Source organism: Saccharospirillaceae bacterium (assembly GCA_022448365.1).
Classification (GTDB): domain Bacteria; phylum Pseudomonadota; class Gammaproteobacteria; order Pseudomonadales; family Oceanobacteraceae; genus Bacterioplanoides.
In genome coordinates, this window is record JAKVCS010000003.1 from 1169126 (window position 1) to 1190769 (window position 21644).

A 21644-nucleotide genomic window follows, 5' to 3' on the forward strand; every position below is an offset into this window, starting at 1 on the left:
AACGTTAGCCGGTTTTTTTATTGGATTACTGACTGTAGACGACAAAAGACTTGGCACTTCATTGCCGGTCGAATCAATGTTATGACTACCGATTATTTAGACGCGTTCGCCATTGCTTCGAATTGCTGCTTGATAAAGTCTTGCGTGGTTTTTAGCTTCTGAATAACAGCATCATTCGCCTGAAATTGCAGTTTTAATCGAGTCTCAAATGCTTCCACTCGGGTATCCAGACGTTTACGATCTTCTCCAATCTCTGTTTTTTCAGACTTTAACGCATTCTCTTTCACTGAGATCAAGCTTCGTTCGCCACTCAGGAAGTTAGCCAGAATGTCCTCAAGCCGATCTGCAAAACCCTGAACATAAGTTACTGAACCACGCTCACCGATACCGCCGCCAATCACTTTAACACGCAGTCCCGAAGCGTTATCGATGTCACCATCCTGTTCAGTTCCACGTTCACCATCACCAATGCCTTTAACAAATCCGAAGGCGCTGGTTGCCTCGGCGGATATATCTGTAATTTCAACCACAGAATCTTTACCGGTGGACTTCGATATAAAGCTTAATTTTTGATAAGCAAATGATTCCGGATTATCGGTGTACTCAACTTTTGCGCCGACTCCTTTCCCTTTAAATATCGGGTTGTCATCAATGGCTTTTTGCATCGCAATTGCTAACGTATCACCATTCACATAGGTTGCCGGAAAGTTAAGACTCACTTCAGCTTCTACACCGTCAATACTCAGCATGAACTTACTGTTATTGGCGTCAAGAACTAAAGGTGTTGACAGGTCTAGTGTGTTGGCGACATAAAAACCGTTCTTAGCTTTTAAATTTCCATCATTTGCACGCAAGAACTGGCCATTACCCTTAGCTTCAACTCCGTTGATGGTTCCCTGAACATCGAGGCCTTTTGCTGGCTGGGGATTGTAAACAGAAGCATCCTGAAAACCGAACGCCGAGATCGCTTCAGCATCCAACTCCTGAAAACCCACCTGCGTTCCTTGTCCACCACTGGTGACTTTAAATGATCCGAGCTTCGTATCGGCATCAAAAACGTACTCAACCTGAGTATCAACGTCATAACCGAATTTTCGGGTATTATCGATACCGAAACCCTCATAACCGTTATCACTGACACCGGCCGTCAGACCTAAAGCCGACGATGCTGTACCTCCGAGATTCTTAATTTCGAGCGTAGCCGATGCACCAAAGGTTGATGCAGTTCGTACACCATTTTTAGCAAATGTTTCAAAATATAAGTTACCGGAGGAGTCGACCTGTGCCTTGATATCACCTGCCTGAAACTCTCCACTGGCGGTCAGAGCCGAATCCAGGGCTTTCTGAATGACAGCCAGGTTGGAAGCTGAATTATTACCGTCTTGTGTCCCATCTTCATTTACATCAACGTTAATATCGATGCCACCAACGCCGAGAGTAAAGGTAGCGTTATTACCACCACCACTAAAGTCGATACCGCTGTTCAGATTGGCGAAATTTCCCGTCCGTACACCACGACCATCTGACTCCACCTGTATAAACTTGTCATAACCTTCTGCAACACTGGTCAACTTAAGGCCATTGCCATCAAGACTGGCCGTCACCACACTCGCACCAAAAGCAGTATCCAGAGCCGATTGAATATCCGTAATATTATTACCTGAGTCGCTGTTTACCAGAACGTCTCTTTTTACACCGTTAACATTTAATACAAACCCAGCATTGGCGGCAGAAAAGTCAATATTCGTGCTGATATTGCGCGAACCAACATTCGTTTCAGCGCCTTTTCTCACCCCGACAAACTGTGGATCAGAAGACAATGTCGTATTAATCTGGTTCTGGATTTCAGTTGCCAGCGCATCACCAGTCAGGTAATTGCCTGCCGGAATGGTCACCTTATTATCGGTTGTTCTACCATCAACCTGAAACTTAAACTGAATAGGCCCAGCAAGTACCACTCCTGGATCTTTGCCATTGGTTTGCACTCCCTGTGAGCCGTCTAGCCCCAATAATACGTCACTGGTGGTAGAACCAACTCCCGTCAATTCTATCGACTTTGAAGCACCTTTCTGGGTTGTTTCAAACTGCAAATATCCCTGATCATCAAACGATGCCGTGACTTTACCATTCAGAGACGTCGCATCCACGGCCGTCTGAATTGCTTGCAAGGTATCTTTTCGATCACCAAATACCCCATCGCCGTTTAAGTCGACACCGCTTGCATTCTGATTAACCGTTACAGCAACAGGTCCTGTGCCATCAATGTTGAGAGAAAATGTGCCATTATTAGCAGCAAAGTCGATGCCAACATCCGTATCAACCGTTCGGCTGCCAATTTGCGTCACGGCCCCTTTACCATTAAACGCATCTGAATTCAGAGTCGTTAAACTCACCCCCTGGAAAGTACCTTTTGTCAGGGTATTAAATCCAAGCGTATTCGCCGTATTGGTATCAACACTCGAAAAGGATACTTGAGAATCCGAGCCATACCGATTGGATGTGATCGAAAAGCGCTTTTCTGCTGCATCAAAGTCCACCGAAACACTTTTACCGATTTTCGACAGCGACTCGTTACCGTTAATTTTTATTGAAAGCTCTCTGGCAAGATCCTCACCAGTGGCATAGCTGCCCTGCGTCAATTTTACGGAGGCATTAGTACCATCAACATTAATCGTAAACTCATCATTGGAGGTGTCGATAATAACCGGCGAAGAAAAATCGAGCGAAGTTAAACTACCACCATCCAGCTGAGCCTGTGTTGCTAACTGCGTAACTTGAATATCATAGCTGCCAGCTTTCGAATTAATTGAATCGTTACTGTAAACAATCTGGCTATCCGAAGTGGTACCAGACTTAGCCAGAATACTCACTACAGCATTTCGGTCTTCTGCAACCGCAGTATTAAAATCACTGCGAGAAAACTTCAGTAAATAATCATTATTCTTGTCGGTATTTAAACCAAGCTCCGTTAAAGAACGGTATTTACTGCCTGTGATTCCTTCGATCGGTAAACTCACCATTGAGCGGATTTCATTCAACGCTCCACGGATGGTCGAATCACCCAGCAGCAAACCGGCTTCCTGCTTATCATTATCGTACTTAGAGATGTCATCAACGAACTTTTTGAGTTTGTTATAATCGTTAACAAAGGATTCAATATTACCTGCTAATTTATCGACGTCAGCATCAACCTTAATTGCGACCGTTTTGCCAGCATCTGCGTTGTTAAGGTCAAGTGTCACGCCGTCAATTACTTCTGTGATGGTGTTAGATGAGCGGGTAATATTCAAACCATTCAAACTGATCTGAGCATCCTCTCCTTTCGACTTTTGTTCAAAATTATCAGGACCATTCTGGGTTTCATTGAACGCAAATGCTGAAAGACCTGTAGATAATGGATTTCCTGAATCATCCAATGCTTCGATACGAAGGGCATTCTCCTCACCGGTTTCTTCAGAGGTCAACAATAATCGATAGCCACTACCATCATTAACGATCGAAGCTTTAACCCCGATATTTTCACTGTTAATTTTTTCTTTAATTCCATTAAGACTGCGGCTACCTGAATCAATATTAATGGTTTTGGATGCTTTCTTGTCATTAGGCTCAAATGTCTGAAATTTGCCAGAGCCATCGTAACCAATCTTACCGAATGAAATCACCAGCTTGCCAGTACCCACCTCTTCATTAAAGCCGGCGAACGATTTACTCGCTAACGAATGAGATTTAGCCGTATTCAATACATTAACATTATAGGTACCCGTCGCTGCATTGGACGCACTACTGGCTGTTAATATGGTGTCATCAGAGGAAGTTGCTTTCGTGGCGCCAGCCTGAGCAGGATCAGACAACGCTGACACGGAGCTGTTCAGTTTTGACATTAGCGAGCGGATTTCGCCATAGGCCGTAATTTTGGCATCAACAAGTGTTTCGGTACGATCAAGGCGCAACTCGGTTGATGCTCGTTCTGCCTGAACCAGCTTATCCACCAAGTCACTGGTTAACACCCCAGACCCCAAACCTAATGATTCAATTGCCATAACTGACCTCCGCGACCCTTAATATAGGCTGGAGCAGCAAAAAGAAAAGCTCCACAATGGTGTTATCGACCAATGCGGAGCTTTCTGTATAGGAGTTTACTTAAATACTACACTTTGGCACTGAACAATAACGTTGGTTCGTCATCATTCAATTTCTGCGCCAATGTGAGAGCTAACTCACTGGGTATCTGGCGAATCAATTTCTCCGACTCACTATCAAATACCTTGATCACCGTGCGACCACTGTCTTCATCTACCTGAAAATCGAGAGTACGCTCCATATTCTGAACATACTGGTTAATCTTAGAGACGGCTTCAGTCAGCTGCTCTTCGCTTAACCCGGCAATTTCTGTTGCCTGTCCCGGCAACCCCTTTCCTCTCAACTCTTGCACCTGAACACTTCCAGTTTGTGTAGCAGCTGCATCTTTAGCAGTCTGAGTATTACGTACAGACGAGGTAGCTGAAGATACGGTATCTCGCATTTCACCTTTTAAATCGTTCATAACCCACCTCTCAAATCAACGTTATCCTGTCAGAGCCAGACCCGAAGGTCTGGTTCCATTTACTGAATTATTAACCCAGTAGTGACAGTACTCGCTGACCAGAAGTGTTAGCCTGGGCCAGTACCGAGATACCAGCCTGCTGCAGTACGTTCGTACGCTGCAACTCGGCAGTTTCTGCGGCGAAGTCAGCATCTTTAATACGAGAGTTCGCAGCATTCAGGTTTTCGGAGGTTACCTGCAGGTTTTTCACCGTTGATTCCAGACGGTTCTGAACCGCACCCAGCTCTGCCCGGTTACTTGCAACATCGCCGATGGCGTTGTCGATGGCAGTCAGCGCTTTCTGAGCGCCTTCAACGGTTGAGATATCCAAATCCTTCAGGAACTGACCATCTTCACCACCGCCGTATTCGCCGCGTTTGAAACCAGAATCTTCTAGACCAGCGGTCCCCTTCGAACCACCCTCAATATCAATGCTCTTAGCTGATTCGAGCTGTACAGTCGCATATTTTGTTTCTGCCGAAGTAGCAAAAGCTGTCGCTATCCCCGCACCGCCAGTAGCAACCGTACCAATACCAGCAACGCTAGTATCGAGACCGAAAGTACCAGTTGCCAGCGCAGCAGCAGTTGTAGAACCGATGGCTACCGATATGTTACGTCCATCTGCTGCTTTCAGAGTGATGCCTTCACCATTGTCTTCAGCCACCACACCTGTCTGACCAGATTTTCCATTGATAGCACCGATTGTGGCCGCACGGTCCTTCTCAAGATCGCCTTGTGAAGTTACAGAGCCAATATCAACATTATTAATAACAATCCCCAACTGGGTTCCAGCAGTCGCCGCTGCTGCCGGTGCTGCCCCCGTTACGCCAACAAGGACCGTTTCGTTGGCCTTAGCCGTAACGCCGGTTGATTCAGATGCATTGTTAATCGCCGCAGCAATCGCAATCGCAGAACCAGCAGCGTTTGAAGAATTCGCCGTAGTATCAGATGCTTTGTCGCTAACAGATGAGCTTGCACCAATGGTTACACCATTAATTACCAGATCACCCTCTTCAATAGCCAATGGTGACGCCACGCTTCCGCCAGAAGCTGCTGCTACATCTTTCGCTTCGGTGGTAACTGTTGCAGTACTCTTATTATAAGTACCTTCAGTAAAACCAGTACGAGAGATATCGCCGGTACCGGTACCGGAGCCGCCTGTAATCTCAATATTTTTGGTGTCACCGTCAGCAACAAGCGTTACACCCGACTCGTATACACCTGCTATCGCACCAGTTAACGAGCCATCTGCTGCACCAGCTGTAGTGGTTGCCGTGGCAAGACCAAATGCAGTAGTTACGTTACCACCTGTGCTTTCAATGGTGATGTTACGACCATCAGCGGCACGCAGCACAACACCATTCTCGTTACCACCATCAATCGCAACAACACCAGTCTGATCAGACTTCGCGTTGATTGCTTCGATAGTCGACTTACGGGTCTGAGCCTTTTCAACATCGTTGCCATTGTTAGTAGCCTGCAGCGAGAAGCTAACGTTGTTGATTTCAATACTGGCTGAGGTACCGCCAGCAGCTGAAGTCATGGTTGTACCATTCACTTCATTGGCATTTGCAAATGCCGTAACACCTGTTTCATCGCTTGAGCGGTTAATTGCTGCCGCAATAGCGATACTGGAAGCCGCGGCATCCACAGTAGATTTGTCATCATCAGTCGCAACGGATGGCTTGATAGATACACCATTGATGCTTAAGTCGCCGTTAGACAAACCAAAGTCAGTACCGTACGAGCTAACACCAGATTGCTTAGAAGCACCTAACTTATCGGCCGTCAGCTCACTGATGGAAACATCCACCGTTTGACCGGCATTGGCACCAATCTGAAAGCTTGCAGAGAAGGAACCGTCCAACAGCTTACGGCCGTTAAAGTCTGTCTCGTCAGCGGTACGCGAAACCTCAGCCAGCAACTGATTGACCTCTGACTGCAGCGCATCACGGTCAACGTCAGAGTTCGTGGCGTTAGCAGACTGTACTGCCAGCTCACGTATACGCTGTAAGTTTTCGTTGATAGAACCCAATGCACCTTCAGCAGTTTGCGCCAGTGCAATACCGTCGCCAGCATTTCGTACGGCAACGTTAAGACCCTTAATCTGGGAAGTAAAACGAGTAGAAATCGCCAAACCCGCTGCATCGTCTTTTGCGCTGTTAATACGCAAGCCGGAAGACAAACGCTGCAACGCTGTTTGGTTGGCGGACTGTGAACGGTCCAGATTTCGCTGAGCATTCAGCGAGGCGATGTTGGTATTAATAATTTGAGGCATAGTCTTTCTCCTGTACCTTCTTATCGGGGCTACCACCACCGCTCTGAGTTAGTTGGTAGCATTCCTGACTCTGTCAAAAAGGTTAACGGCGCCACCTGAGAAAGCTTTAGGCAATTTTTTTAGAATTTTAAGAAATATTTCCTGCCGCCGACCGCCAATCATGGCATAAAAAATGCTTATTAGGTTCAGGGACTAGAGGATGAGTTATGCAATCGCCACAAGAGGTATTAGCCTCACTACAAGCACGCAAAGAAAAGAACCTGAGCTTTTTCGCCCGTAACTTTCCCGGTATTCATGAGAAGGTAAAGGAACGGAAGCTACAAAGAACTCAGGTGAATATTGATCCCAAGTCATTGGAAGTGAATCTGATGAAAGAGGGAATCGCGATTTACCCTGAAGCCGTTGCGGGGTTTAATCATAAGGAAGCCCGACAGTTTTCTGACGCTTTTCCGGTTGGCGGAATGAATCACCCACTGAGACACACCTTCGATACCGAACTCCATCAAGGGCGATTTTTCCACGGCACCCTGGCTAGGTTCCTGAGGACTGTTGGTGCTGTCCAAGGTAACGAGCGCCCATACCGTTTCGAGCACAGTATCCCGCAGGTTGCATTTCTTGGCTGTGGCCTCGGCCAACATATCAGCGAATTCCTCAAAATCAGAGATGTTCGTCATATTGTTGTTGCCGAACATGATATGGATGTATTCGCTGCCAGTTTGTATGTGACTGACTGGGAAGATTTAATAACTCCATATATTCAGGATCAGACAAAGTCCTTCGTTCTATCCATTGGTGACACAATAGAGCTGGAAGACCATATCAGGGTGCATACAGGCTTCGCGGCTGTTTGGAATAACATCTGTATGAATATTCCATTTATGCCGATTCAGACCGTATTTTACGTTCACCAGGGGGATGCGTTTTACACCCGAGTGGCGAACCGTCTAAATGAAGAAATCGAACCTTACATTAACATCTGGGGCTTTTATGACGATGAAATTAATCAGCTCAATCATCTGATTCACAATATCAATCAACGGGTACCTGTCATGCGCTCGATTGATTTGTCCTCAAGCCCACGAGCGACACTGGTATGTGGTAACGGCCCATCACTTGACCACTATATCGAAACGATCAAAAAGTACCGAGCTCGCTTAACCGTTATTGCCGCCGGCAGTGCCGGACATTCTTTGATGAAAAACGGTATCAAACCAGATTTTCTCGTCTCACTGGAGTCAGATGCAGCGATGTACGACGATCTGGCGCTCATACCCGAAGTCGAGACCATTCCAATTATTGGTGCGGCCCAAATCAGGCCAGAGACCTATAACCTGTTTTCCGACGGTATCATGTATCTCAAGCAGGAAACAACGTATGCGAAAGTATTTGAATCTAAGTACGATACCGTAATGGACGGCACTCCAAGTGCAACGAATGCGGCACTGGCTGTTGCGATTGACCTTAAATTACCCAATATATTTTTTGTTGGCCTGGATTATGGTTTTCAGGACAAAATGCAAACTCACTCACAATCTTCTTTCTATCTAGATGAGGACACATCGGGACAGTTTGAAGACTGGCGTAAAAACCTGGCTGATGGCGCTTATTTTCTTGAAGAGAATGAGCATGGAAAAATTTACACCACACCGTTTTACAACACTTCGAGAACTCACGCTCAGCGTAAGCTGCTGTCCGGTAAAAGATTCGATATTCATAACCTTTCTCAGGGTGCAACCATCGAAAATTGTCCGTTCATGAAGAAAGATGACTTCATTAAATTACTTGAAAATCTGACGGATTCAGATTACGACGTATTCCAATTAGTCAAAAATGCAGCAAGCCCCATTTCGCATGCGGAAAAAAACACTGGTATAAAGATCATCAGAAAAGCCATTGTAGCTATTAGCGAAGAGCTACTGGAATATACCAACCAGCTACAACCAAACCTTGAGTCAATTGAGGTTTTTTGTTTCAAGGCCAACCAATCTGTCATCAATAACAAGAACCCTGATGTTGCATTAGTCAGCATGATGGTAAGGGGAACAATCTGGTTCTGGCTATTTAATCTCTATGCGTTAGCTAAGCATTTCGATGCTGAAAAAGATCTTCCGGATATTGTGAAAACATTCACTGAGTATTTCTCTTCATTCCTGAGAGATTTACCCAAGCACTATGATAGCTATTTGTCCGACACGAAAAACCCGGATGATATAAAGCTGACATTGCAGATCAGCGAGAATGAGCCGGATATCGAAAAGTGGCTCAAAAAATATGATAAAGAGGAAGCATGATATGAAGCGTTGCGTACAATGTGGACTTCCTGAAACGTATGAAACCATCGAGTTTGATGAAAACTCGGTATGCAATATCTGTAATCAGAAGAATTATCGTGATACAGATATCGATTGGCAGTCCAGAAAAAGGACTCTAGATAAACTGATCGAAACATACCGCGGCAAGTATGAATATGATTGCATCATTCCTTTTTCAGGAGGGAAAGACTCTACATTCACCCTTCATTACCTGATCAAGGAATATGGTATCAAGCCATTGGTTGTTCAATTCAACCACGGTTTTATGCGACCCAACCTGCTGAAGAACAACGAGCGTACGTTTAAAGAACTTGGCGTCGATGTGCATAGCTTCACCCCTAACTGGAAACTGGTGAAGCGTCTGATGCTGGAAGCTTTGATTCGCAAAGGTGACTTTTGCTGGCATTGCCATACCGGAATTTTCGCCTATCCAATGCATGTTGCCTTAAAATATAAAACGCCACTGATTTTCTGGGGTGAACCATCGTCCGAATATACTGCCTACTACGATTACCGTGAAGATGAAATCGAGACAGTGGATGAGACCCGTTTCAATCGGTTTGTAAACTTGGGAATCACTGCAGAAGATATGCAAGGGATGATTTCATCCGATTTCGATTTCGACCCCCGGGATATGACTCCCTTCACTTATCCATCCATCCGGGATCTTAAGCGACTTAAGTATCATTCTGTTTGTCTGGGATCTTATATTCCATGGAATACCAAAAAACAATCAAAACTGATTATGGATGAACTTGGTTGGCAAGGTGATCAGGTTGAAGGCATGCCATGGGATATTTATCCGTACGAGAAGATCGAATGTTATTTGCAGGGAGTTCGTGATTACATAAAATTCCTCAAGCGTGGTTACTCCCGCGTTACTCAAATGACTGCACTGGATTTACGAAAAGGAGAAATCAGTAAACCGGATGCCGATGCCCTGATTAAAGAGTTTGAAGGAAAACGACCGCCATCACTCGATCTTTTCCTGGAATATCTGGATATGCCGGAAACAGAATTTAATGAATTAGTTATGAAGCTAATCGTTCCACCTTTTAAACCAGACTTCTCTGCGATTAAAGATGCGCCCAAAACCTGGGACTTTGATACGTGGTTCAGAGAGAAGAAAGCGTGATTGGTATTTTGAAGATTGGCAGTGGCAATATTTCGTCTGTTGCCAACGCCGTATATATCAGTGGTTTTGACTACATTATGGTTGAAACTCCCGAAGATCTTGAAGAGTGTAGCCATCTTATACTTCCTGGTGTTGGTCATTTTGCTACTGCCATGAATAAACTCAGACAAGCCAGCTTTGAACAACCGCTACAAGTATTTAAACGGTCAGGAAAGCCTATACTGGGTATCTGCCTTGGAATGCAGATGTTGCTGACAGATAGCGAGGAAGGAGAACACAGTAAAGGTCTTGATTATATTGAAGGCGAAATAAGGCGCTTCTCCGACGAAAAAGTTCGAGTCCCCCATGCTGGCTGGAACGAAATTCATCTCAGAAACCCACACCCACTGCTTGAAGATATCAAACCAAACTCCGATATGTATTTTGTTCACTCTTTCAGAGCGGTAAATGTCTCGAAAAAATCAGTCATTGCAACAACACACTACCAGGAAGATTATCCCTCCGTCATCGCCAGCGAAAATATCATTGGCGTGCAGTTCCATCCGGAAAAGAGTCAGAATTCAGGCCTGAAGTTTATTGAAAATTTTTGTGACTGGGATGGAACATGCTGAAAAAACGAATTATTCCAACCTTGCTCTTGCGCCAAGGCCGTCTTGTTAAAGGTGTTAATTTCCGGGACTATCGTGATGTTGGGGATCCGGTGAAAAGCGCATCCGTATACAACTCTCAACTGGCAGATGAACTGATTATTCTGAATACCGAGGCAGAAAAAGGTATAGAACCACTACTGGAAATACTGCAGCCGGTACTTGAGGAGTGTTTTATGCCTCTGACATTGGGTGGTGGTATTACAAGCTTTGCAGAGGCTGCGAAACTTATCGAATGTGGAGCAGATAAAGTCGCGCTGAATTCGGTTACATACACAAACCAGGAGATCATCAAAGAGATTGCTGACACGTTCGGCGCACAAGCGGTCGTTTGTATTGTCGACGTCAGGAAGATAAACGATGAATACGTACTCTTTAGTGGAAATGGTGAAAAGCGTGAACCAGTAAAACTGCAGCAGCACTTGGAGACTTTGGTGAAATGTCGTTGTGGTGAGGTTGTTATCCAGTCAATTGACCACGACGGCAGAATGGATGGCTTCGATAAAGAGTTAACCAGGCAAGTATGTTCTCTTGTCAACATCCCAGTAATAAGCTCCGGCGGTTCCGGCACTTATCAACATTTACTGGATGTTTTTAATAGCTGTGAGATAAATGGTGTTGTGTGCGGCAGCCTGTTCAACTTCAGTGATTCCAACCCTATACGTGCTAAAGCATTCCTGAAGAATCACGGCATCGCAATGAAGAACCAATAATAGTGAAACTCTAGATATCAGCCACAGGGGTATCCCAATGTTTGGGGTACCTGTGGATTATAGCTTTCAGTTCAGAGGCCCGATGATAACTCCCTGAACCGGCTTGTTTAGCCGCTGAAACAGAAAGACCTTTCAAGCTCACCCAGTTGTCACGAAACGCTTTGCACATCTCTGTTTGAAGTAGTTCATAACTGCTTTTGAGTGTATGAGAAGCGTTTATATCTACCGCTCGCTGATAAAGAATATCACCAGTATCCAAGCCGTCATCAATACAATGGATAGTGAACCCTTTCGGCGTATTGTCATAGAAAGACCAGAAATTAGGATCAGCGCCTCGATTCCATGGAAGATAGGATATATGGAGGTTAATAAGGCGCCCTTTCTCAACAGCAGCAATGACATCGGCAGTAATGATGTGACGATAGCCATGACTAACGATGATATCTGGCGATACGGATTTAAGCTGAGCCAGATTAATTTTCTCAGAAGTAATAACAACCTCTTCGCCAATGTTGGCAAGCCACTGAAAGATGTCTGAATCTTCAGGTCCCAGACACAACACTTTAGTCACTGTATATATGCTCCTGAGCTAAAGCGGTTCCGGAGGTCAGGTCTGAAATTGCCTTCTTCCCTAATACCTCGGGCAGTTTTCCTGGCGGTAACCCATGTCCTGGTCGGATACGACGTATGTTTTCCGAGGTAAATGCTTCACCTTTCTTTATATCTTTTACGACATACAATGAACGGCGAAAGCGGACATTCGATGCTTCTGATTTTTTTCGTTCGTAATTAACCTTCCCAAGCGCGGACCAGACGGTTCGTGCGCCGTGACAAAGAGCAGCCATCTCGTTCGGCTCTAATGAGAACTCTGCATCAGGACTTCCATTATTTCGATCAAGCGTAAAGTGTTTTTCAATGACGTTTGCACCAAGTGCGACTGCGGCCAAAGCGACTTCATTTCCCAGTGTATGATCAGACAAACCGATCAAGCCGCCATATTGGCGCTTCAGATCGACCATGGTTGCAAGATTCACATCTGTTACCGGAGCTGGATATCCACTCACGCAGTGCAACAGCAGTACATTATCCGGGGAAAGACGGTTTGTTGCGCAATAGTAAGATTCGGTGATTTCTGATTCATCAGCCATACCCGTAGAGATAATGACAGGCTTATTCTTCTGGCAAATATAATCGACCAATAGAAAGTCCGTCATTTCAAACGATGCCACTTTATAGGCTGGAGTGCTAAGGCTCTCCAGCAGGTCGACTGCTTCTTCATCAAATGGTGAAGAAAATAACGTGATTCCATGCTCCCGGGCAAAATCAAAGATTCTCTTGTGCCAGCGATAAGGCGTGTGCGCCATATCATAAAGCTCGTAGAGCGATTTCCCTTTCCACAAACCGTCATCAATAAAGAAGTCAGGGTTATCACACTCAATTGTCATAGACTGAGGTTCATAGGTCTGTATCTTGACCGCATCAACACCCGTTTCCCAAGCGGCTTTTATCGTTTCTAACGCCAGATCTATAGAGCCATTATGATTCGCGGAAACTTCAGCGATGATATAAGGAGGGTATTTATCACCAATCTTTCGACCATTAATTTCCACGACTGCTTTCCTCTATATCTGATAACACTGAATGTACAACACGACTGGCGCCCATACCATCAACTTCTTCAAGACCTGATTTAATCAAGCGATTTCGCAATTCAGTGTCGTTAATTAGTTTATCTATCCCGGAAATAATTGAACGACTGTCTTTTTTTGCAGCCCAGACTAATCCTTTTTCGTTCAGAGACTTAAATATTTCATCCTGATTATCCACGAGGCAAACCGTAACTGTTGGAATTCCCTGTGCAAGCCTTTCCAGCGAACTAACACCCGCAGCGCCTACGACGATGTCAAACCGGTTATAAATATCAGCTAATGATCGGCTAAAGCTAATATAGGGCACACCATTTTCATGACACAGTCTTTTTTTCAGTGAGTAATTATTCAGTGTTTCTGGCAACAGGAATTCTACCTCAAAGTCACTCCGTAGCGACAGAGCAGGTATAAGCTCGAGGAGTAAGTCAGCCGGGTCTCCGCCACCCAGATTAATAAGAATTCTTGGCGTGCCTTGGATACAGCCCGAATTCGGCCTACGCATTCTGACGAACTGTTGCGAAATTAATGCATAACGACTACCACAGAAGAATCTGGCTCCGGAGGAATAGTATTTCGAAGCCAACTCTTCTGTAAGTCCGGGGTTGGTATCGACAAGCCAGTCTGTTTCCAGACTGCGGCCAGAATTGTCATCAATCAGCAGAGTGGCATTGCAATTTGGTTTAACTTCCGACAACCATGAGGAATCCAACCCGTAATGATCAATAACGATTAAACGATAACGGGTTTTCGACTTTTCAAGAAGGATACGTACAGTGTCAGCAGCATCATAACCATCTATAAACGACACTGGGTAGCGATCACCAAACTTCCCTATAGTGCCACGGCTACTGACTGAACAGATAAAATGACACTGAACACCACGATCTGAAAAAGCATCAGCAAGAATCAGGCAGCGGGAGAAGTGGCCAATTCCAATATCAGAGGATGCGTCACACCTGAAAAAAACAATCACTTGCGAACCTGAAATACCGGTTTAATAATTTCCCCCTGAATCAGCGTTCCTGGATTAGCCGTTCCTTGTATTTTCTCAAAAGCGTACTGGTAAGCAGAAACAATCGTTTCTACATTTTCAGGCTTTAGACTCCAGCTGATATTGTGGGAACCAATCGAGAGTACCCCCTGCTCTGCCAGTAACTGCAACAGCAGTGTCTTCTTTACAAATTCAGGGTCATTGTCTATCTTCCAGATTTTCCAGGAGGGGTGACCAACCAGAGAAAACCAGTCATCACACTCGTATACTGTTGCAGCCCTAGAAACAGCTTCCGCCAGCATTCCACCAACGAGTTTCATATGTCCTGGTACATCATGCTCAACCATAAAATCAATCGTCGCACAGGCGGCAGCTAATGATAATGTTTCTCCACCAAAGGTACCGGAAAAAAAGATAGTATCCATTTCCTGCATCAACTCACGTCGCCCAACAATGGCAGATATAGGCATACCATTAGCCATACCTTTGCCAAATGTTGCAAGATCGGGAGTGACACCAAACACCGATTGCGCACCACCGATATCAAAACGAAACCCGGTTATAATTTCGTCAAAGATCAGAATAATTCCTTTTTCGTCACACAACTCCCGAACCGCCTGTAAATAGCCTTCCGCAGGCTGTTCAACATTCATTTGCTCCATAATAATGGCGGCAACCTGATTTTCATGATGGTCGACCAGTTCGGTCAGAGCTTCGAGATTATTAAACGGAAAACCGTGGGTACGTTCTCTGACCGTTTGTGGCACTCCCATGTGTCGTGTTGTGCTGCCGATATACCAATCTTGCCACCCATGATAGCCGCACACTAATACATGTTCTTTACCGGTAACAGCTCTTGCTAGGCGCACCGCGGCACTGGTTACATCGGTACCGTTCTTACCAAAGCGAACCTGTTCTGCGCAATGTATATGTTCAACAAGCCGCTCGGCGAGCGCCATTTCAAGCTTGTGGGGTAGTGAAAATGAAATACCCGATTGCAGCTGTTTTTTAATCGCATTATCAACTGCAGGATGTTGATACCCCAGACTGACACACAACAAACCATTGACCAGATCGATATAACGATTGCCATCAATATCGGTAACATATGCACCACTCCCTTCCTCCAAGAATAGTGGAGCGGCACCTTTAGGCAATGAGTAGTGAGACTTACTGAATGTCTGCGAAGCGGTTGGAATGACAGATTCGGTTTTATGTAACCACTCAGTTGATCTCTGGTACCGTTCCATCTTTTTCTACCTCAACCTGATTATCGTTTTTTATCGATTCATTCATGCCTTCATTTAATTCAATAACCGGCATTTTATTTCGTAAATCTGAGTCATTATTTAAGAGCGTAATAACATCGTTTAAAGTGACATAATGGCTATAGTCGAAACGCTGATAAATCTCTTCGACAAAGCTGAAATCCTGAGGGTAATCAACTGTTAATCTCCAGCCAGAGTAGTCCTCTGTGGATTTCCAGCAAGCAACTTTATAATCACCCTTCAGGCTACCTTGTCTGAGCATTAGCGTGACATGCTCACGCCACGAGAGCTTGTCAGCCTGCTGTGCGAGTTGCTCTAAGGTCTCATAATTGAATATTTCACAATCAAGGCCATCAGGTAACGAGTACTCAAGGCAGTTGGAGGTATAGTCATTTTTCTGCTGAAGATGTATCTCGATAACAGAGTCAATAACCCCGGCATCAATTAAGGGACAATCTGCTGTTATCCTGATGACCTGATTGGCTTGATAATACTGAGCCGCAAGCCAGTATCGCCCCAACACATCGTTTAATGGTCCACGATAGAAATCAATACCGTCACGTTGACAAAAATCGGCTATTGGATCATCCGACTCTTGATCACTTGTCAGTACAATCACGTCATCAATAAACTGTGCCTGAGCGACACGATCTACAACACGCTTCAGCATGGGAGTGCCACACATATTTTGCAGCACCTTGCCAGGCATTCTTGATGAATTAAAGCGTGCCTGAACCATGGCAATAACTTTCATCAGGATAACTCCCAATTAAACGGATTCAGCCAGCTTTCCGGAATATCGGTAGCTGCAATATCCTGTTCTATCCATTGCTGCAGTAGATTGGTTTTCTCATCACCGACTGACAACAAAATCTGTTCAAGCTCAGAGATACTATTAACTCCAAAGGTGATTAACTCGGGGTGATGTTGCATAACACCTTGAAATAACAGCGCCAACTTATTGATATTGGCTTTTTCACACCATGTGTTGTATCGATCAAGAAATACCCGGGCGGGTTCAGGCAGAACAACTTTGGCACTCTTATGATCAAGTAAAAGACCCTGCATAAAAACACTGCGTACCTGAATTTTAACGCCTTTGTTTCGCAGCTGGGCTAGTACTGGTTGTCGAATGGCACGCTCATCCATCAGATTTAATGGAATTTGAAGCCAATCAATAACATCTCCGAGTGCATCCCAATCTTCAATATCAGACAGCTCATATACAGATACACCAAGCTCTCTTACCCGCCCATCTTTCTTAACAGACGTGAGCCAATTAATAACTTCATCGGGATATTGATTTACGATATTTGCCTGATGAAGCAGAAGGCCCTGAATGTGAGAAGTATTCAGAGCGGCTAACGAGTTTTCCAGGCTCGATTCAAATGATTCAATGACCTGATCAACCTGTGCAAGAGGGTCCACATGAGGGGTTTTGGAGAGAATATTAAAGTCCTGAGAATAGCCTGAGAGTAACATTTCGCTATTGCCGTAAGCAGGTGCGGTATCAAGAAACTGCCCACCAGCAGTGTGGAATTTTTCTAGTATTTTACCGATTTCGTTGGTAGTAACCTTACCCGAATGATTAGTACAGCCATAATCAAGGCCAAATTGAGCAGTTCCCAGGCAGAGATTGGACATCACGCTTATTCAACCTCTGAATTTTCTTTGGCCATAAATACCTGGTCTTGCCACTCACCACTATCTAGACGAAAGCGATTTTTTAAAACGGCCTCTACCGTAAAGCCTGATTTTTCAAATGCCCTTCTGGAGCCAATATTGTCTGAGTAACAGCCAGCTTCTACACGCTTTAATTTCAGCTTCTGGAATGCCCACTCGGTTACTAATTGAATGGCAACCATTGCAATTCCCTTACCCCAACAATCACGCTCACCCAGTAGCAGGCCTATATCCGCTCTGAGATAATACTTACTCAGTGAACCGAGCTTAATATTGCCAACATGTTTTTCGCGATAATAAATCCCGAATAAATAATCATCCTCTGAGGCATACATATCAGCAACAAAACTTTGGACACTGCTCAAATCATGGGCAGTGTAACGTGACTCGAGATATTGATTAATTTCCTGATCATTCATCCAGCTTACGTATCTTTCGCTGACATCATCTATGGTCAGTACTCTTAAAGCAACCAGGTCACTTGTAAGCTGTATTTCCGATTTAGCCATCATGAAATACCTTCAAACAGTTAACGACATAAGACTGTTGATCATCCGTTAACCGGCTGAACATGGGCAGAGCGATAACCCGTCGGTAAAAACGTTCTGCGGCCGGGAAATCAGAACGGTCTATATTGTATTTCTTCTGGTAATAGGGCTGAAAAGGAATGGGGATATAGTGCTTCTGAGTTGCTATACCCTGCTCCCGAAGGTATTTAAACAGCTCATCAGCTCGGGATACATCGGCCAATACCGGGTAAAGGTGGTAACTGCTGATACCATTTATTTTCTGGTTGACGCTCTGAACAATACCGCTTAATTCATTTTCGTAACGTTCGGCAATCGCCCGTCGCTTCACTAGAAAATCTGGCAGTCGTTTTAGCTGGACAAGGCCTAATGCTGCCTGGATATCGGTCATTCTGTAGTTATAACCAAGCAGTTGCTGCTCGTAATACCAAGGGCCATCAGAACCGTATTCTAATTTTCCAGTATCCCTGACAATACCATGATTCCCATAAAGTCTGAGCTTTTCTGCGAGCACTTCATCGTCAGTAATCGCCGCGCCGCCCTCTCCACTAGTGATCATTTTCACCGGATGAAAACTAAAAACCTGAATATCTCCACGGCAATCGTTTGGCCATTCATCCGGAGCTTCTGCGCCTAACGCATGAGAGGCATCTTCAATAATTCTAGCTCCCAGTCTTGCTGCGATAGTATGAATTGCTGGCATAGCGGCTAACTGGCCAGCATAGTGAACCGGGATAATCACATCAGGTGGGGGAATTTTTCCTTTCAGCGCCAACTCCGACTTCTCGTGAAGGGAGTCAACAGAAATCAGGCCAGTGTCTTCATCAACATCTATAAAAGTAACTACCGCACCACAGTACTCGGCACAGTTGGCGGTAGCGACGAAACTATTGGCGGTAACCCAAACATGGCTTTGGTTATTAACTTGCATTGCCAGGCAAGCAGCATGAAGTGCAGAAGTAGCACTATTAAAAACGACACCGTGGCGAATACCATTAAACCGGGCAATCGCCTCAGCAAATAAAGTTGGATTACTTCCTTGGGTCAGGTAGTCGGAGTTTAATACTTCCACAACGGCCTGCACTTCCTCTTCGGAAATATCCTGGCATCCGTAAGGAATCACTGCTTAGCCTCTTGTAATAATTCTCTCGTTTCTTCTACGGTCAGGAAGTGATCGTTACGTCCAGAGTCGTAACTGAATCCAGGGTCGACTGGTTTGCCCTGTTCTTCAACCTGATTCAATGCATAGTTAATATTTTCATCATGGAAGTTGATTGCAGGCGCAATCACGTAATGATCATCGAACTCAAAGGTACGATTGGCGTCGTCCCTAGGTACCATTTTTTCGTGAAGTTTTTCCCCCGGACGAATACCGATTTCGTCCTGAGTTGCCTCTGGCGCTATAGCCGTCGCTAAATCCGTAATACGCACAGATGGGATTTTAGGAACAAAAATTTCCCCACCTTTCATACGCGAGAAATTTTTCAGAACAAAATCGACACCTTGCTGGAGAGTAATCCAGAAGCGTGTCATACCCATATCAGTAATTGGCAAAGAGCTGGCGCCTTGCGCTAACAGCCTTTCAAAGAAAGGAACGACAGAACCACGAGACCCTACAACATTGCCGTAGCGCACAACGGAAAAACGAGGCTGAGCAGCGCCCACCATGTTATTGGCTGCAACAAACAATTTATCCGAACAAAGTTTGGTTGCGCCGTAAAGATTAACCGGATTCGCCGCCTTATCAGTCGACAGAGCAATGACTTTTTTGACGTTATTAGTGATGGCGGCATGAATCACATTTTCAGCGCCATTTATGTTGGTCTTGATACATTCCATCGGATTGTATTCAGCAGCAGGAACCTGCTTCATCGCGGCGGCATGAATAACATAGTCAACGCCATTCATTGCCTGCACCATACGCTCTTTATCACGCACATCGCCGATAAAGTAACGCATACAGTCATCATTAAACTCCTGCTGCATTTCGAACTGCTTCAGTTCATCGCGGGATAAGATGATGATTTTTTTTGGTTTATAACGCTCTAACAGGGTCTTCGTGTAGCGTTTCCCAAAAGAACCCGTACCGCCGGTAATTAAAATGCTTTGCCCGTCAAACATAGTCAAATCTCTGTCATTTATTCAGACTTGACTAAAGCTTAGCAATTATTGAACCAAATTTCTGACGTATGGCCGATTCAGTCGCTAAGTAAGCTTTCCTGTTTCGGAGATGGGCTTTCTGCGGCTTGTAAGCCCGAGTCTGTCGCCAGTGCTTCATGCAGCTCAGCTTCGGCATTGGCTTCCTCGATCAGGTTACGTGCCAGTTCTTTTTTAACTCGCACGCCAAGTTTCTGGAAATTATCCGCACGACTAAGTAAGTTACCGCGACCCTGCTTGAGCGACTTCCAGGCATCGTCGTAGGTGCCTTGAGCAGTATTCAGCTGTTTGCCAAGCTTCTCCATATACTCGACCAGGCTCACCACCTTCTCATACACCAAACGCGCCTGATCAGCGATTTTCTCGGTATTGCGATTTCGCCGCTCGATGGCCCAAAGACTGGCAACCGTTCTCAAGGCCGCCAATAGCGTTGTTGGCGTCACAACCACAATACGACGCTCAAATGCCTCGTTAAACAACTGCTCGTCCTGCTGGAAAGCCGCCATAAACGCCGGCTCAATAGGCATAAACAGGAAAACAAAATCCGGAGAATTCAGGCCTTCCAATTGCTGGTAGGCTTTTTCACTGAGGCTTTTAATATGGATTCTCACCGACTCAACGTGACGCTTCAGAGCTGCGTCACGTTGTTCGTCCGTTTCGGCATTCACCGACTCACTGTAAGCCGTCAGCGATACTTTGGAGTCAACGATAATATGCTTGCCTTCCGGCAGGTTGATGATGACATCCGGGCGATAACGCTGACCGCTGTCATCATGGTGACTTTGCTCGCGCACGTATTCCTCACCTGCGCGCAGTCCGGAGCGCTCCAGTACGGTTTCCAGCACCATCTCGCCCCAGTTACCCTGCACTTTTTGTTCGCCACGTAATGCCGTGGTCAAAGCCTGAGCTTCACTGCTCATTTGTTGATTGAGTTTGTGTAATTCGGTGATCTGAGTGCGCAGAGTAGCCCGGTCTTTGGCATCGTGCAGGTGCACGTCTTCAACTTTTTTGCGCAGGCCATCGAGTTGCTGACGGAATGGATTAAGCAACGCATCCAACCCTTGTTTTTGCTGCTCAGTCTGCTGCTTGTTTTGTTCGTTAAATTGCTGAGTCTTCTGTTCCAGTACTTTCTGAGAAAGCAGCTCAAACTCTTTCAATAACTGCTCTTTGTTCTCCTGCAGCAGCTGCAATTTCTCTTCGTTGTGCTGCTGTTGTTGCTGGCTCGACTGCTGCTCTGTGGCTAACTGAGTTTCAAGCTCTGAACGCTGTTGGTGCTGAGTATCCAGCTGGCGCTTGGTTTCCGCCAGTTCTTGCTGCAATGTCTCCTGCTGACGCTGTAACGCCTCTGCGCGTTCTTGCCAACGCGTACCATCCAGCTGCTGTTGCTGCAGCTGCTGGCGAAGTGATTGCTCACTGTTACGCTGTTGCTGAAGATCTTGCTCTAATTGCTGAGTGTCTTTTTGCCATTGCTGGTGTTGTTGCTGAAGCTGCTTCTGCTCCAGTTCCTGTTGTTGTTTGAGCAGTTCTGACTGCTGTTCAAGAGCCGTAATTTTCTGCTCCGATTGCAGTTGTTGCTGCAATAGATCGGCTTCAGCCAGCTTCGACTTGCGGTTAACAACCAGCGCAGTCACGGCAGCGCTTGATACCACCAGCAGTGATGTAAAAACAATCAGATAGTTCAGACTTAACTCAAACATATTAT

The 21644-nt window shown here is 45.4% G+C and carries 16 protein-coding genes and 2 pseudogenes; 4 read left to right on the forward strand and 14 right to left on the reverse strand.

Going from position 1 to position 21644, the window contains the following annotated elements; translation table 11 throughout:
* Positions 1-92: 92 nt before the first annotated feature.
* From fliD to MK185_09010, 4 genes and pseudogenes are all read right to left on the reverse strand, one after another.
* A complete protein-coding gene (fliD, locus tag MK185_08995) occupies positions 93-4040 on the reverse strand; it encodes a flagellar filament capping protein FliD (protein ID MCH2040758.1) in 3948 nt (1315 codons plus the stop codon).
* Between the two features lie 107 nt (positions 4041-4147).
* Positions 4148-4543, reverse strand: coding sequence for a flagellar protein FlaG (locus tag MK185_09000; GenBank protein ID MCH2040759.1), 396 nt, complete (start codon positions 4541-4543; stop codon positions 4148-4150).
* 70 nt (positions 4544-4613) lie between these two features.
* A pseudogene (locus tag MK185_09005) lies at positions 4614-4889 on the reverse strand (flagellin).
* 1284 nt (positions 4890-6173) lie between these two features.
* Positions 6174-6860: pseudogene (locus tag MK185_09010) on the reverse strand (flagellin).
* 206 nt (positions 6861-7066) lie between these two features.
* Here MK185_09010 and MK185_09015 point away from each other — a divergent pair.
* From MK185_09015 to MK185_09030, 4 genes are read left to right on the forward strand one after another with little or no spacing between them, the layout of a single operon-like run.
* A complete protein-coding gene (locus MK185_09015; GenBank protein ID MCH2040760.1) occupies positions 7067-9151 on the forward strand; it encodes a DUF115 domain-containing protein in 2085 nt (694 codons plus the stop codon).
* 1 nt (position 9152) lies between these two features.
* Positions 9153-10307 carry an N-acetyl sugar amidotransferase gene (locus tag MK185_09020; protein ID MCH2040761.1) on the forward strand — a complete coding sequence of 385 codons (1155 nt, stop codon included), beginning with the start codon at positions 9153-9155 and terminating at the stop codon, positions 10305-10307.
* Positions 10304-10918, forward strand: a complete 615-nt coding sequence (gene hisH, locus MK185_09025) for an imidazole glycerol phosphate synthase subunit HisH (GenBank protein MCH2040762.1) — start codon at positions 10304-10306, stop codon at positions 10916-10918. The genes MK185_09020 and hisH overlap by 4 nt, the downstream gene beginning before the upstream one ends.
* Positions 10912-11667, forward strand: coding sequence for an imidazole glycerol phosphate synthase cyclase subunit (locus MK185_09030; GenBank protein MCH2040763.1), 756 nt, complete (start codon positions 10912-10914; stop codon positions 11665-11667). The genes hisH and MK185_09030 overlap by 7 nt, the downstream gene beginning before the upstream one ends.
* 10 nt (positions 11668-11677) lie before the next feature.
* Here the strand turns inward: MK185_09030 and MK185_09035 are convergent, their stop codons facing one another.
* From MK185_09035 to rmuC, 10 genes are all read right to left on the reverse strand, one after another.
* Positions 11678-12238: a hypothetical protein gene (locus MK185_09035; protein MCH2040764.1), complete on the reverse strand. Its 561-nt coding sequence runs from the start codon at positions 12236-12238 to the stop codon at positions 11678-11680.
* Positions 12231-13277 carry a pseudaminic acid synthase gene (gene pseI / locus MK185_09040; protein MCH2040765.1) on the reverse strand — a complete coding sequence of 349 codons (1047 nt, stop codon included), beginning with the start codon at positions 13275-13277 and terminating at the stop codon, positions 12231-12233. Before pseI ends, MK185_09035 begins: the two co-directional genes overlap by 8 nt.
* Positions 13267-14289 carry a UDP-2,4-diacetamido-2,4,6-trideoxy-beta-L-altropyranose hydrolase gene (gene pseG / locus MK185_09045; protein MCH2040766.1) on the reverse strand — a complete coding sequence of 341 codons (1023 nt, stop codon included), beginning with the start codon at positions 14287-14289 and terminating at the stop codon, positions 13267-13269. The genes pseI and pseG overlap by 11 nt, the downstream gene beginning before the upstream one ends.
* Positions 14286-15557, reverse strand: coding sequence for an aminotransferase class III-fold pyridoxal phosphate-dependent enzyme (locus tag MK185_09050; protein ID MCH2040767.1), 1272 nt, complete (start codon positions 15555-15557; stop codon positions 14286-14288). The genes pseG and MK185_09050 overlap by 4 nt, the downstream gene beginning before the upstream one ends.
* Complete coding sequence (locus MK185_09055) at positions 15532-16329, reverse strand: glycosyltransferase family protein (protein ID MCH2040768.1); 798 nt, start codon at positions 16327-16329, stop codon at positions 15532-15534. The genes MK185_09050 and MK185_09055 overlap by 26 nt, the downstream gene beginning before the upstream one ends.
* Positions 16329-17219, reverse strand: coding sequence for an aldo/keto reductase (locus MK185_09060; GenBank protein ID MCH2040769.1), 891 nt, complete (start codon positions 17217-17219; stop codon positions 16329-16331). Before MK185_09060 ends, MK185_09055 begins: the two co-directional genes overlap by 1 nt.
* A 5-nt stretch (positions 17220-17224) precedes the next feature.
* Positions 17225-17767 (reverse strand): GNAT family N-acetyltransferase, encoded by a 543-nt coding sequence (locus tag MK185_09065; protein MCH2040770.1) that lies wholly within the window; start codon positions 17765-17767, stop codon positions 17225-17227.
* Entirely contained in the window at positions 17760-18908 is a 1149-nt protein-coding gene (pseC, locus tag MK185_09070) for a UDP-4-amino-4,6-dideoxy-N-acetyl-beta-L-altrosamine transaminase (GenBank protein MCH2040771.1), read from the reverse strand. The genes MK185_09065 and pseC overlap by 8 nt, the downstream gene beginning before the upstream one ends.
* Complete coding sequence (gene pseB, locus MK185_09075; protein ID MCH2040772.1) at positions 18905-19906, reverse strand: UDP-N-acetylglucosamine 4,6-dehydratase (inverting); 1002 nt, start codon at positions 19904-19906, stop codon at positions 18905-18907. Before pseB ends, pseC begins: the two co-directional genes overlap by 4 nt.
* A 77-nt stretch (positions 19907-19983) precedes the next feature.
* A complete protein-coding gene (rmuC, locus tag MK185_09080) occupies positions 19984-21639 on the reverse strand; it encodes a DNA recombination protein RmuC (protein MCH2040773.1) in 1656 nt (551 codons plus the stop codon).
* Between the last annotated feature and the right edge of the window lie 5 nt (positions 21640-21644).

Coding starts and splice junctions, on each gene's coding strand:
- MK185_09065 (MCH2040770.1), bottom strand. CDS start 17,767: ATGGCTAAATCGGAAATACAGCTTACAAGTGACCTGGTTGCTTTAAGA.
- MK185_09055 (MCH2040768.1), bottom strand. CDS start 16,329: ATGAAAGTTATTGCCATGGTTCAGGCACGCTTTAATTCATCAAGAATG.
- fliD (MCH2040758.1), bottom strand. CDS start 4,040: ATGGCAATTGAATCATTAGGTTTGGGGTCTGGGGTGTTAACCAGTGAC.
- MK185_09020 (MCH2040761.1), top strand. CDS start 9,153: ATGAAGCGTTGCGTACAATGTGGACTTCCTGAAACGTATGAAACCATC.
- MK185_09060 (MCH2040769.1), bottom strand. CDS start 17,219: ATGTCCAATCTCTGCCTGGGAACTGCTCAATTTGGCCTTGATTATGGC.
- MK185_09050 (MCH2040767.1), bottom strand. CDS start 15,557: ATGGAACGGTACCAGAGATCAACTGAGTGGTTACATAAAACCGAATCT.
- rmuC (MCH2040773.1), bottom strand. CDS start 21,639: ATGTTTGAGTTAAGTCTGAACTATCTGATTGTTTTTACATCACTGCTG.
- MK185_09000 (MCH2040759.1), bottom strand. CDS start 4,543: ATGAACGATTTAAAAGGTGAAATGCGAGATACCGTATCTTCAGCTACC.
- pseB (MCH2040772.1), bottom strand. CDS start 19,906: ATGTTTGACGGGCAAAGCATTTTAATTACCGGCGGTACGGGTTCTTTT.
- MK185_09030 (MCH2040763.1), top strand. CDS start 10,912: ATGCTGAAAAAACGAATTATTCCAACCTTGCTCTTGCGCCAAGGCCGT.
- MK185_09015 (MCH2040760.1), top strand. CDS start 7,067: ATGCAATCGCCACAAGAGGTATTAGCCTCACTACAAGCACGCAAAGAA.